This window comes from Desulfosporosinus paludis, assembly GCF_045689965.1.
GTDB classification, from domain to species: domain Bacteria; phylum Bacillota; class Desulfitobacteriia; order Desulfitobacteriales; family Desulfitobacteriaceae; genus Desulfosporosinus; species Desulfosporosinus paludis.
The window spans coordinates 2460289-2474006 of record NZ_CP144211.1; the positions used below are offsets into that span (position 1 = coordinate 2460289).

Sequence of the window (13718 nt, forward strand, 5' to 3'; positions counted from 1 at the left end):
AACCTGGCATAGTTATTGCTTATATGATCATATAAGAATCAAACTAATGGACGAACTATGGCAGGAAGGAGTGATCGGTATGCCCGCAGTTTGCCTTACAACAAGGTGCGGCACATGAATTTTAGGATCGAAGGATACATCAGATTTTTGGGGAGGTGATCGAAAAAGCCAGATTAAACATGGTCTCTCGAAGTACGTACTATCAATATTAAAAGGAGTGAAAAACCTATGAGCACTGGTATGCCTACCCGGACGAAATCGTCAGGCGGCTTGGGTGATCTGTTTAAAAAAGAAGATTACTGGGCAGTGTGGCTTGGACTCGGACTCGTTGTATTATCACTTATTTTATGGACTTTAGGCAGCACCTTTTTTACATCCATCGCCGTTAATTTCCCGGGAAACTGGACAGATTTCAGTAAGATCCTTGCATTTATTTCCGCCAATCTCACAAATCTGTTTCTCTTGTGGCTGGTCTTTACCGTTCTCTTCACTGTCGCAATTAAGACATTGGGTCATAAAGTCGGACAATTTATTGGCGGTTTTACGATTCTCTTCATTGCCAGTATTATCATTTATATTCTAGGGGCTAGTAAATTTTCCAATCACTATAATCTGGAGTCCCCTCTCTGGGCTCTGGTTATAGGGATGATTGTGGCAAACCTATTTAAGCTGCCGGAATGGTTCAATACATCCTTAAGAACGGAATTCTATGTGAAGACAGGAATCGTGCTCTTAGGAGCAACCCTTCCTTTTACCATGATTGTTCAAGCAGGACCGGCGGCATTTTTGCAGGCTACAATTATTGCTGTCAGCACTTTTTTGACAATTTATTTTGTCGCAACAAAAGTATTAAAACTTGATCGCCGTTTTGCTGCCACCTTAGCTGCCGGCGGCTCCATCTGTGGAGTCTCTGCTTCCATTGCTATCGGCAGTTCCGTAAAATCAGAAAAACAACATGTTTCTGTTGCTATTTCCTTGGTTGTAGTCTGGGCTATTGTTATGGTTATTGCCTTACCTTTCGTCATTAAGGCCTTGGGAGTTCCCGATGGTCCTGGCGGAGCTTGGATTGGAACCTCCGAATTTGCTGATGCCGCCGGTATGGCCGCTGCTGCCGCTATCAGCGAACAAGCGATCAGAACCTTTACCCTTATGAAGGTTGTTGGTCGCGATATGTGGATTGGAATTTGGTGCTTCATCATGGCTCTGATTTCCGTAACCCGATGGGAAAGAGATGAAAGCGGAGCAAAACCCCAAGCCGGGGAAATCTGGTACCGTTTTCCTAAGTTCGTCATTGGTTTCTTCATTGCTTCTATTCTTATGACCATCATTGTTGCTTCTTCTAATGCTGCAGCAGCTTCCTCTGTTTCGGCAAATGTTATGGCCCCTATGAAAGTTTTGAGAAGCTGGACCTTTATCTTCACTTTCCTCTCGATTGGTTTAACGACACGTTTCAGAGACCTAACATCCGTAGGCTGGAAGCCGTTTGCAGCCTTTACGGCGGGCGTATGTGTTAACGTTCCTTTGGGCTTTATTTTCTCGACCATTATTCTTGGTGGTTTTTGGCAATTAGTGAAGTAAGCTTATAGGGTAAAAAACTTGGCTGTCGCCCGAAGGCACTGTCTTCGCACTTGTTAGCCTTTGGCGAAGGCGGCAGCCTAGTTGCCCTTTTTGCCCTATCCCTATTTCGAACAGAAAGGTGAGAAAAGGGAACCTATGAATAGTAACAATGAAACCTGTGTCCAAAGAGTCATACTTTACTTATATCATCAAAACTTCCGCGGACTAAAAAACAAAGAAAACAAGCCCATTACTGAGGTAACGCTGGGAAAAGATATTACTCCAACTAATGTTAGGGAATGGAAGAACTATCTGACCGATCGTTTAGAACGTATTGCCCAAATCATGGACGTTCTGCTGAAAGTTCATGACGATTGGGCGGTTACCGGAAGAAAAGGATATGTCCAGTTGGAAACCCAATCCTTTGACTTTAATGACATTATTCGGATTTTAACTGAGCATGGTTTCCAAAAAGATGAGTACATCATTAAGTTAGATTATACAAGAAAATGGGGGGTCCTTTAATTTTAATAGTGCCACTCCTAAGGTCGAAATAAATGCTGTAAGGGCCCAGGATGTTGACTGAGGAAAAAGTCCACATCCTTTTTTCGTGAAAACTCTTTTTAGGGGAACAAAAATTAATACGCTCGTGCTACACTAGGAGTGATCACATTAACCTTAGAATACGAGGATAAAAACATTGGATGGGGGCCAAATAGTTGGATAAAAGCTCAATTCCTTGGTGGATGCGCATTAAAGTCCATTTTCTCTTGTTTGGAGTTACCATGTCCATTTTTCCTCTGTTCTTTTTAGGCTATTTAGGTTTTACATCTGTGCGGCAAAATCTTCAAAAAGATATTTTTGAGCAGAAATACGAGCATGTCACGGAACTTGCCAGCGAAATTCAAAACTATGTCACAAACCTCGAGAGCAGCTTTAGCCTTACGAAGGCCACTAGTGCCTTTGCTCTGGTCGGGAGCGATAAAACTTCACGTCAGATTGTTTTGGAAACACTTTTACAGAAAGACCCCTTTATCGAAGAAATTAAAGTTTCGGATAAAAATTTCAAAGTCATTGATCAAATCACACGCCAGGAAGGAGTTCTTCCTTCTTCATCGGCGGCAACCCTTGAGAATCCTTTATCCTTGGGAAAATCTTTGGCTTTAAGTGCCGTGTTTTTTGCACAGGACAAGAACCCCAAGATCTATTTAACAGTGGCTATTCAAAATCCTTCGACCAGAGAGAGAATTGGTTACATACAAGTGAAGGTCGACTTAAAGGGAATCCTTAACCGCTCTATTAATTTTCGGTTGGACGAAGGTGAATACGTTTTTTTAGTTGACCAGGCTGGTAATTTAATCGGCAATACTGGCTCCGGCCTTGGATTGCATTCCGTAGAGATTCCTCAAAATCCTGCAGTCCATAGCTTTTTAGAAGGGGAGAATTCTTCCGCCGGAAGCGACTATAAACGTTCAGACGGTGTAAAGGTTATAGGAGCCTTTGCTTCCCTCAATGCCCCAGAATGGGCTGTATTTATTGAACAGCCAGCTCAAGCAGCCAATAAGCAGATTTTCGAATTCGCCTTTCGACTTATCATCATCGCTATTTTAATCATGGCCCTTGTCATGATTTTAAGCATTGCCTTTGGCTTAAAAGTTGTCCATCCGATTGAAAACCTTGAAGGGCAAGTTAGGCGAATTATTTTAACAGGGGACTTGGAATCTCACATTCCTTTGGAGAGTTGGGATGAGATCGGAAGGCTCGTTAAATCCTTTAATCAATTGTTAAATTCTCTGGATCAGAAAAATGAAAACTTAAAAGATGAGAAAGAACTTTTAACTACCGTCGTTGATGGGGTAGGTGCTGGAATGGTTCTTTTAAGTCTTGATAAAAAAATTACTTGGTGGAATACGAAGTTCGCTGAATGGTTTGGCCATCATTTAGAGAATCTTCCGTGTGAACAAGTTCTCAAAGGAGAAGGAATCGAAGGAGTTTATCTTGAAAACGGGCGTACTATTTCTGTTTGGGTAAACGAGGAGCGCCGACATTTCCGCCAGATGTTTTACAAGTTGTCACCCGATAATCCAGAGAATGCGGCTTACTTGCTGCTGCTCGACGACGTTACCCAAGAAATTGAAATGGAAGCTCGTATGATTGAGACGGATAAGATGGCAGCCATTGGACTTTTAGCTTCCGGAGTGGCCCACGAAATCAACAATCCCTTGGCCATTGTCGCAGCTCACAGTGAGGACTTACTGGACCGCTTGAACGAAGAAGATCCGGAACTGACTCAGGGAGAAATCAAGAGCGGATTTAAGGTCGTCTTGGAGCAAATCGTGCGCTGTAAGCAGATCACAGATCGTTTGCTTGGTTTTGCCCGGAAGCGAGCTAATGGAAGTGACCTTATTGATATTGGTATTGCCAGCGCACAGACCCTTGGTCTTATAGAACACAAAGCAAAACAGAAGCATCTTAAAATTGAACTCCAACTAGAAAATAACCTCTTTGCCCTGGGTAATGAAAATGAGTGGCAGCAAGTAGTTCTTAATCTGATCACCAATGCTTTGGATGCCTCCGCTGAAGGAGGCGTGATCCAGATTATGGGGTACCGCGAAGAGAATAACATTCATTTCATTGTAAGGGATTATGGAGAAGGAATTCCTCAGAGCAATCTGAAGAAAGCATTTGACCCGTTTTTTACCACAAAATCTGTAGGTCAAGGAACTGGCCTAGGTTTATATGTGAGTTATGGGATTATTCAGAAGATGCAAGGTGAGATGGCTTTAGAAAGTACAGAAGGTCAAGGAACCCGTGTAAAGATAACCTTGCCTCTCCATAAGGCAGGAGATTAAGCAAATGAAGCACTGTCAAAAAATTCTAATCATAGACGATGAGGAAGCTCTGCGCTCAATTATTGCCCAGCGTTTAAAGCGCAAAGACTATGAAATGCTGGAAGCAGGCACCGTTGAAGAGGGCTTAACCCTTCTCAACGATACGTTAATTGATGCTGTCTTGCTAGATATCAAGCTGCCGGACGGTGACGGGATCACTCTTTTACCTAAGCTTAAACAGTTACAACCTGATCTCCAAGTCGTTATGTTAACTGGAAACGGCACGATTGAGTCAGCGATTGAGGCCATGAAACTAGGAGCATATGATTACCTGACTAAACCATGTAACTTGTCCGAACTTGAAATCACGTTACAGAAAGCCCTAGAAAATCGAAAATTACTGTTAGAAAATAAGGGGCTCAGGCAAGTTGTAAACCGCCAAACTTCAGAACTAAAACTTATTGCCGAAAGCCCACCCATGAAAGTTCTTCTTGAAATGACGCGTAAGGTTGCTCAGACTGACACATCGGTCCTCATCCAAGGAGAGAGCGGCGTAGGTAAAGAGTTGATTGCTCAGGCTATCCATCTCTGCAGTTCACGCGTTAACCGCCCCTGTATTCCAGTAAATGCTGGTGCAATTCCGGAGGCCTTAATAGAGAGTGAACTTTTCGGACATGAAAAAGGTGCTTTTACAGGAGCCGGAACCCAAAAAATCGGTTTAGTTGAAATGGCCGATAGTGGCACCCTCTTTCTCGATGAAATCGGCGAAATGCCCTTATCCATTCAAGTAAAGCTTCTCCGATTTTTAGAAAGCGGAGAATTCCGACGTGTTGGAGATACCCGCCTCCGTCGGGTCGATGTTCGAATTGTCGCAGCAACAAACAGAGATCTCCAACAGGAGATCCACCGCGGAAGATTTCGAGAAGACCTGTTTTATCGCTTAAACGGCTTAACCTTAATTGTCCCGCCGCTGCGCGAACGGCCTGAAGATATCATTCCTCTTGTGAAGCATTTCCTGGAAACACAGGGCAAACAAAAATCCTTTCCCCACGATTATAGTTTATTACCGGAAACGATGGAGAAATTATTAACTTACGATTTTCCCGGCAATGTCCGTGAACTCTTCCACCTTATTGAGCGTGGACTGATCTTATCCATCGACGGAAAGATCAGACCTAAAGATATTTGGGGGAAACTGGAGCAAATCCATAAGACACCCCCCTCCTTTGATTCTGCTGAAGAGTTTTTCAATATCTTCCGCGACAACCATCACCCATCCTTAGAAGATGTTGAAAAGCACTACATTTTGGCTACTTTAAAAAGAGTCAAAGGCAATAAGACCCAAGCAGCGAACTTATTAGGAATCAGCGTCAGGAATCTCTATCGAAAGTTACAGAGTTACGGAATCGGAGAATAAGGAATTAGCCTAGAAACAAATGATAGGATAAAAACTGGGGATACTATGACTGATTCATTAAAGGAGGTATAGTGATGACCGATAACAAGTCAAAAGAAAAGTTCATAGCAAACCCAATCGAAAGACATGACACGGCGGCTTGGCGGGGACATATTGAAAGTATTAAACCTGAGTCGCAGGTTCCTATCCCCAGTGAAGAATCCGTTCTTAATGCCAAGGAATGGGTGGATACCAATTCACTATCTTAGAAAATGACCATAACTCAGCAAAAATGACTTTCGTACCTCTGTGGTATGGGAGTCATTTTGCTGAGCTGATGTATGAACAAAGCATGTCAGTTCTTTGGACTGACATGCTTTGTGTCATCTTAGGAGATAACGCTTTCAGAGCTTATCAATATTGCATTTCCGCAAATCGTTTTAAGGTCTGATATTTGTCTCGGGCATGCCCCTCCGCTACATCGAACATCTCTTGAGCAACTTCCGGGAATACATTCATGAGGGAAGAATAACGGATTTCGCCTTTCAAAAAGTCTTGGAAAGAAGCAGTAGGTTCTTTAGAGTCAAGCATAAATGGATTCTTGCCTTGATCTTTAAGACGGGGATCGAAGCGCCAAAGATGCCAATATCCTGATTCTACAGCCTTTTTCTGTTCAAAGATGCTTGTACCCATCCCGGATTTGATCCCGTGGTTTACACAAGAAGCATAGGCAATAATGATAGATGGCCCATGATAGCTCTCCGCTTCAGCGATCGCTTTAATCGTTTGATTCATATTGGCCCCCATGGCAATTTGCGCAACATAAACGTAACCATAGGTTGTCGCGATAAGCCCTAGATCCTTCTTGCGAACTTTCTTTCCTGCTGCTGCAAACTTCGCAATGGCTGCCGTCTGGGTAGCCTTCGACGATTGTCCGCCCGTATTGGAATATACCTCAGTATCCATGACTAGAATGTTGACGTCATCTCCACTGGCGATGACATGGTCAATTCCATTATATCCGATATCATAAGCAAAACCATCGCCGCCAAAGATCCAAACTGAAGGTTTAATTAAATAATCTTTCTTGTCTTTGATTTCGCAGAGGAGTGGATTACCCGCGCTATCTTCCTTTTCTATCGCTTCAAGGACGCGAGCAGAGGCTCTCTTTGACCCTTCTCCGTCTTCCATGGTTTCAAGCCATTCGCGGAAGGCCTCTTTGAGATTGTCGCTAAGAGAACTCGCCAAGCCTTGCTGCATCAGCTGAGCAATCTTGGCTCGGATTTGCTTTGAACCTAAATACATACCATAACCAAACTCGGCATTATCTTCAAAAAGCGGATTCATCCAGGCCGGTCCCTTGCCCTCTGAATTAACCGTATATGGGACTGAAGGCGCACTGCCTCCCCAGATGGAGGAGCACCCTGTAGCATTGGCAATGACCATTCGGTCGCCATACAGCTGGGTTATAAGCCGAGCATAAGGCGTCTCACCACATCCCGGGCAAGCTCCATGGAACTCAAGCAAGGGCCGGGCGAACTGACTGCCTTTCAAGCTCTTAACGTCCATGAGATGGCGTTTTTCGCTGGCATTTTTAATCGCATATTCCCAGTTTTCTGATTCCACTTCAATCTCATGGTCAGCCGGCTGCATCACAATGGCCTTGCCTGGTGCCGGGCAAACGTCGGCACAGTTTCCGCAGCCTGTACAATCAAGCGGCGCAACCTGAATACGATAGTGGTACCCTTCAAGCCCTTTGCCAATAGGTTTCTTCGTTTTGAAGGTATCCGGAGCATTTTCCAGCTCATTATCATCCAAGAGGAAAGGCCGAATCGTTGCATGAGGGCAAATATAAGCACACTGGTTGCATTGTATACATTTATCAATTTGCCATTCCGGTAAATAAACTGCAATCCCCCGTTTTTCGTAACGTGTTGTGCTTAATGGGAACGTACCATCCTCAACGCCCACAAAGGCGCTGGTCGGAAGGTCTTCTCCTTCATGACGAGCCATAGGTCTTTGAATATTTTTTACAAAATCCGGCTCATCTTTAACGGGCATTTCCTCATCAGGAACTTTAGCCCATGAAGCAGGAACCTCCACTTTATGTAAAGCTTCAATCCCACGATCAACAGCTTTATAATTCATCTCAACAATATTTGAGCCTTTCTTACCATAGACTTTCTGGATAGAATCTTTTAGATATTGAATGGCACTCTCGACAGGGATTACGTTGGCTAATTTAAAGAAAGCAGCCTGCATCACCATATTGATCCGTCCGCCAAGCCCGATCTCCCCAGCAATGGAAATGGCGTCAATGATATAAAAATTGATATTATTATTAGCGATATAACGCTTAAGGGAAGCCGGTAAATGATTTTCCACTTCATCAGCCTGCCAAGGACAGTTGAGGACAAAAGTTCCGCCCTTTTTTAAGCCCTTAAGGATCTCATAATGGTAAATGAACGACTTATTATGACAAGCAATATAATCCGCATCAAAGACTAAATAGGACGATTTGATCGGCTGCTTGCCAAAGCGCAAGTGGGAGATGGTTGTCCCACCGGATTTTTTACTGTCATATTCAAAATAACCTTGAACATTAAGGTCCGTATTATCTCCGATAATTTTGATCGCGCTTTTATTCGCTCCGACCGTACCATCGGAACCAAGCCCCCAAAACTTGCAACGAATTGTTCCTTCAGGCGAAGTGTCAACGGTTTCATCGATAGGTAAAGAAGTGTGGCTGACATCATCAATGATGCCGATGGTAAAGCGGTCCTTAGGCTGTGCTTTCTTCAAGTTTTCGTAAGCGGCAATAATCTGTGACGGCGTAGTGTCCCTGGAACCTAAGCCATAGCGTCCTCCAACGATAATCGGTTTGGAGGTTTCATGGTTAAAAATTTGTAATACATCAAGGTACAAAGGTTCACCTGTAGAACCGGGCTCTTTTGTACGATCAAGGACAGCAATTTTCTTCACGGATTTAGGCAGAACATCAAAGAAGAATTTTTTGGAGAATGGGCGATAAAGATGTACTTTGATCAGGCCGACCTTTTCTCCTCGCTGAGCCATAAAGTCTATGGTTTCTTCGATGGTATTGCAGGCTGAACCCATAGCTACGATGATGTTCTCAGCCTGAGGGTCGCCGTAGTATTGGAAAGGATGATACTCTCGTCCGGTTACTTTCTTAATCTCTTTGAAGTAATCCTCCACGATATCAGGTACGGCATCGAAAAAGGGGTTAGAAACCTCACGTCCTTGGAAATAGATGTCGGGATTTTGCGCAGTACCCCTCAGGACAGGATGGTTAGGGTTCAAAGCCCGATCCCGGAATTCCTGAATCTTTTCGAAGTCAACAAGTTTGGCAATTTCATCATAGCTCGTTGTCTCTATTTTTTGAATTTCATGGGAGGTTCTGAAGCCATCAAAAAAGTGCAAAACGGGAACCCGGGACTTAATCGCGGCAAGATGGGAGACAAAACCTAGGTCCATGGCTTCTTGAACATTGTTCGAGCAAATCATCGTAAAGCCTGTTTGACGAGCAGCATTAATATCTTGATGATCGCCAAAAATTGATAACGCCTGGGTTGCTAATGCTCTGGCACTGACATGAAATACTGCCGGCACTAAATTTCCAGCCATTTTGTACATTTCAGGAATCATAAGCAGCAACCCTTGGGAAGCCGTGTAGGTTGTTGTCAAAGCCCCGGCTTGAAGGGAGCCATGTGTTGCTGCTGCAGCTCCAGACTCAGATTGCATCTCGGCCACTCTCACCGGTTGATCAAATAGATTTCTCTTACCATGTGCTGCCCATTCGTCAACTCCCTCGGCCATAGGAGAAGAGGGTGTAATCGGAAAAATTGTCGCAACCTCAGTCAGAGCATAAGACGCTTCTGCTGCAGCTTGGTTCGCATCCATTGTTTTCATTTTCTTAGCCACACTAAGAGCCTCCTCCAAATACTTTGATTTTAAGTTTAAATTAGTATTCGTCATTGGAGGACTCTCATACATAGTTTTAGTAAAAAAACACAAATCAATTTCCTTCACTGACTCCAGAAATCGTTTTGCCCACCAGGAACATGTTTTCCAGCACCCCATATATTAAGTTAGATGACGCTAGAAATATTTTCTGTTTCGTGGGGGGCTAGAGATGAATCATTTAAAACGTATTTCTAAAATCTTTGAATCCGCAGAAGAAATCCCCTTTGACGACTCATCCAGGATTATTTTAATGAGTGACGTTCATAGAGGCGACGGAAGCTGGGCCGATGATTTCTCAAAGAACCAAAATCTTTATTTTGCCGCCTTAACTCATTATTACAATGAAAATTATACGTATATTGAGATTGGTGATGGCGACGAACTTTGGAAAAATAAAAAACTCGCCGACATTATCTATGTACATAGTGATGCGTTTTGGCTCCTGACGAAATTTTTCAAGGAGGGGAGACTCTATTTAATTTTCGGCAACCACGATATGGACAAACGAAATGATAAATTTGTTAAAGACAATTTGTATCAATATTTTGACGAACAAGAGAAACAGTATATGCCGTTATTTGAAAATATCAAGGTTCATGAAGGATTGGTTTTAAAGCATACTCTGACAGAGCAAAAAATCCTCTTGATCCACGGACATCAAGTAAGTTTCTTAGATTATGACCTATGGAAATTAGCACGATTTCTCGTTAGATATTTGTGGAGGCCGCTTGAGTCCTTCGGCGTCAATGACCCAACGAGTACAGCCAAAAATTATCACAAGAAAGATACAGTGGAAAAAAGACTCACCGAGTGGGTAAAACAAGAAAAGCATATGCTTATTGCCGGTCACACCCATAGGCCAATGTTTCCCGACGTAGGCAAGCCCCAATATTTTAACGATGGGAGCAGTGTCCATCCTCGCAGCATAACAGGGATAGAAATTGCAGACGGTTATATTACCCTTGTTAAATGGGCCGTGAAAACTAAGGATGACGGCACATTGTTCATTGGCAGAGACATGCTGGCGGAACCCATTGAATTAAAGAATTTCTTTTATCGGCAATAGTTTTCCACCGTTATGTGCAAGATGGTGCCACCTCTTGAACCTTGTGTCAACGTGTCAACCTTCCCTGATATATAAACAGAAGGGTCCCTAGCAGATACTAGGAACCCTTCTGTGGAGATGTATATTTAGCTAAAGAATATGATTTTATACTATTTTGCAGTAGCCTGCGTCATAGCTGCAGTGTTGTCTTTACCTTTATATTTAGCGAGTGTTGCGGTAACAATGGGAACTAAAATAGCTGTGACGATAACCGACGCAGCGACTTGAGCAGTAGCCGTCGCTTGGATGGCTTTGAAACTCGGATCTGCCATGGCCACGGCAAGAGGTGTCGCGACGGCATTGCCGGCAGTCGTTGCTGCTGCAACCCCGGCAACACCAGTTCCTTTAAAGAAGCGATCGACAATAAATAGTCCGCCGCCGGTTATGATCAGCGTAAAGAGTCCTAAGAGCAAACCAGAAGGCCCGGCATTGATAATATTATGGAAGTCTATTCCACAACCGAGGGCAAAGGCAAAGAAAGGAATTAAAGGTTTCGAAGCACTGTAGAGGAAATCCCTCAATTCGTGATCGAGGTTTCCGGCAATAAAGCCCAGAACCATAGGACCAATAGCTGCAATTAAATCTGTAACAGGAATTTTAGCTAAACCGGAAGCTCCTAACGCTACCATCGTGAAGAAAGGACCGCTCTCCAGACTCTGCAAAGAGTAAGCACCGACATCTTCTGAGCTGCCGTATTCACTCATAAGTGCACAATACATGCCGGCATTCGTATCATTCATGGCTGCAATAAACGCTAAGGCGGAAATTCCTAAAATAATGCCGCTGGATGTGAAGTGAGCGATGAATATGCCAACCCCTGTAGCTAAAAGAATTTTCGTAACTAGAAAAGCTCCTCCTCGAGCAACAGCCTTAGGCGCAGCTTTTAAAGAAATGTTTGCGCCCATGCAGAAGAAAAAGACAGCGAGGATAGGAATTGCACCTGTCATTAGTCCACCTGTAAAGGAAGGAAGTTTTATAACTGAGGGAAACCAAGTTTTGATGATCGCTCCCAGGAGCAGAGGAATAAGCATCATGCCACCCGGCACTCTTTCCAAAGTCCTTTTAATCGGAATTTGCATGGTAATCTCCTTTCGAATTGGCTATAATTTTTATTTCGATTCAAATGCATCTGGAGGCGCTGACTACCTTGTGCCGCTGAAAAAACTGTGCTTAATAGGTTGGCGCAATTTTATAGATGCCGAACTCCTTGTGGCCGAGACTTTCAGCTTTTGGCATATGCCCGTTGGCAACTTCAACAACTGTATCTAAAATCCGTTTTCCGACTTGTTCAATGGTTTCTTCCCCGGAAATAATGGTTGAAGCATCGATATCCATATTATCTTCCATCATTTTGAATGTTCGCTCGTTGCCTGTAATTTTAATAACAGGAGCAATCGGACAGCCGGTTGGGGTTCCTCGTCCGGTGGTAAAAATAACAACCGTAGCACCACCTGCAACCATCCCGGTAATCGATTCAATATCTTGTCCCGGAGAGTCCATGACATATAAGCCCTTTCCGCTTGGAACTTCCCCATAAGCCAGGACATCTTGAATCGGGGCATGTCCTGCTTTATGAATGCAGCCTAAGGATTTTTCTTCAATCGAACTAATCCCACCGGCAATGTTGCCCGGAGTAGGTTGTCCGCCGCGAATATCCACATTTAAAAGCTTTGCTCTTTGTTCACAGTCACGAACGTAACGAATTAACTTGTCTCCGATTTCCGGTGTTTTGCAGCGACGGGCTAATACATGTTCCGCACCGATAAATTCTGTGGTCTCAGAGAGCATGGAAGTACCACCGGCGGCAACGAGCAAGTCTGAGGCAATTCCACAAGCAGGATTGGAAGCCAAGCCGGAAGTAAAGTCAGAACCTCCGCATTCAATGGCCATAACAATTTCGCTGATATCCATTTTTTCAGGCTGCAAATGGGCAACTTTGCGGGCCAGTTCACCAGCTTTGCGAAGTCCTTCGGCTGTAGCTTTGAGCGTTCCCCCGACTTCTTGAATAACGATGACCTCAACCGGTTTCCCCGTGGCGGCAATTTCTTCGGCGACCTCGCGAATAGGAACACCTTCACAACCAAGTCCAATGACTAAAACAGCTGCAACATTTGGGTTCTTACCTAAACCAATCAAGGTGCGAACCGTTTGCTCGTGATCAGCTCCAATTTGACAGCACCCATGCTGATTAGGAAGGGCAACTGCTCCAGGAACTTGAGCAGCAATATTTGCCGCAACCGTACTGGAACAAACCGCTGTCGGAATAATTGCAATGTGATTGCGAATCCCTACCTGACCATCCGGACGTTTATATCCTAAAATTTCCACGACAAATTCCTCCTTTTATTTACTTATCCCCGCGACCGCGCAAGCTTTCCAGGTTATGGACATGGACATGTTGGCCGACTTTTATATCGGAGGTTGCACCCCCTAGGCTTTCTCCGTATTTGATAACTTCTTCTCCTTGATTAATCTCACGAATGGCAACCTTATGCCCAAGGGGGATGTCTTGAAGAAGGATCACAGATTGCTCTTGTTCCCCTAAAAAATAATGAATCTCGGTGCCTGATGTGAAATCGTCCACCACGGTAGCTACATTGTCTTTGACATTAATGACAACAGCTTGCTTTTTCAAAGAAATTCACCTCCTGAATTATTACGCTTTTCTAGTAAGCAAAAATCATGCCAACTCGTAGCATCTTGTGAAAAGTATCTTAATAACAATGAAATTAGCTTGAATTAAGGAACCTTGACCTTTGACGTCATTGCCTCAAGCTTTTATAAAATACACCTCTCTTATAAACCTTGAGTGATGTACTTTGCCACACATGCTGTTTTAGTATGC

10 protein-coding genes are annotated in these 13718 nt (G+C 43.8%); 6 read left to right on the forward strand and 4 right to left on the reverse strand.

Going from position 1 to position 13718, the window contains the following annotated elements; translation table 11 throughout:
• The first annotated feature begins 228 nt into the window (after positions 1 to 228).
• The 5 genes from VZF35_RS12420 to VZF35_RS12440 all read left to right on the forward strand — a co-directional run bounded on the left by VZF35_RS12420 (position 229) and on the right by VZF35_RS12440 (position 6053).
• Positions 229 to 1578 carry a YeiH family protein gene (locus tag VZF35_RS12420; RefSeq protein ID WP_407313979.1) on the forward strand — a complete coding sequence of 450 codons (1350 nt, stop codon included), beginning with the start codon at positions 229 to 231 and terminating at the stop codon, positions 1576 to 1578.
• Between the two features lie 135 nt (positions 1579 to 1713).
• Positions 1714 to 2082 carry a hypothetical protein gene (locus VZF35_RS12425; protein ID WP_407313981.1) on the forward strand — a complete coding sequence of 123 codons (369 nt, stop codon included), beginning with the start codon at positions 1714 to 1716 and terminating at the stop codon, positions 2080 to 2082.
• A 194-nt stretch (positions 2083 to 2276) separates the two neighbouring features.
• Positions 2277 to 4409, forward strand: a complete 2133-nt coding sequence (locus VZF35_RS12430; protein WP_407313983.1) for an ATP-binding protein — start codon at positions 2277 to 2279, stop codon at positions 4407 to 4409.
• 4 nt (positions 4410 to 4413) lie between these two features.
• Positions 4414 to 5805 (forward strand): sigma-54-dependent transcriptional regulator, encoded by a 1392-nt coding sequence (locus tag VZF35_RS12435; protein ID WP_407313984.1) that lies wholly within the window; start codon positions 4414 to 4416, stop codon positions 5803 to 5805.
• A gap of 74 nt (positions 5806 to 5879) precedes the next feature.
• Positions 5880 to 6053 carry a DUF3787 domain-containing protein gene (locus VZF35_RS12440; RefSeq protein ID WP_407313986.1) on the forward strand — a complete coding sequence of 58 codons (174 nt, stop codon included), beginning with the start codon at positions 5880 to 5882 and terminating at the stop codon, positions 6051 to 6053.
• 145 nt (positions 6054 to 6198) lie between these two features.
• On the opposite strand, the gene nifJ is transcribed toward VZF35_RS12440, so the two are convergent.
• Complete coding sequence (gene nifJ, locus VZF35_RS12445; RefSeq protein ID WP_407313988.1) at positions 6199 to 9726, reverse strand: pyruvate:ferredoxin (flavodoxin) oxidoreductase; 3528 nt, start codon at positions 9724 to 9726, stop codon at positions 6199 to 6201.
• A 211-nt stretch (positions 9727 to 9937) separates the two neighbouring features.
• On the opposite strand from nifJ, the gene VZF35_RS12450 reads away from it, so the two are divergent.
• A complete protein-coding gene (locus tag VZF35_RS12450; protein ID WP_407313990.1) occupies positions 9938 to 10834 on the forward strand; it encodes a metallophosphoesterase in 897 nt (298 codons plus the stop codon).
• A gap of 149 nt (positions 10835 to 10983) precedes the next feature.
• Here the strand turns inward: VZF35_RS12450 and VZF35_RS12455 are convergent, their stop codons facing one another.
• The 3 genes from VZF35_RS12455 to VZF35_RS12465 all read right to left on the reverse strand — a co-directional run bounded on the left by VZF35_RS12455 (position 10984) and on the right by VZF35_RS12465 (position 13508).
• The gene (locus VZF35_RS12455; protein ID WP_407313992.1) at positions 10984 to 11952 is read right to left on the reverse strand and encodes a 2-keto-3-deoxygluconate permease; all 969 of its coding nucleotides are present in this window, start codon (positions 11950 to 11952) and stop codon (positions 10984 to 10986) included.
• A gap of 91 nt (positions 11953 to 12043) precedes the next feature.
• Complete coding sequence (locus VZF35_RS12460; RefSeq protein WP_407313994.1) at positions 12044 to 13201, reverse strand: UxaA family hydrolase; 1158 nt, start codon at positions 13199 to 13201, stop codon at positions 12044 to 12046.
• A 19-nt stretch (positions 13202 to 13220) separates the two neighbouring features.
• The gene (locus tag VZF35_RS12465; protein WP_407313995.1) at positions 13221 to 13508 is read right to left on the reverse strand and encodes a UxaA family hydrolase; all 288 of its coding nucleotides are present in this window, start codon (positions 13506 to 13508) and stop codon (positions 13221 to 13223) included.
• Between the last annotated feature and the right edge of the window lie 210 nt (positions 13509 to 13718).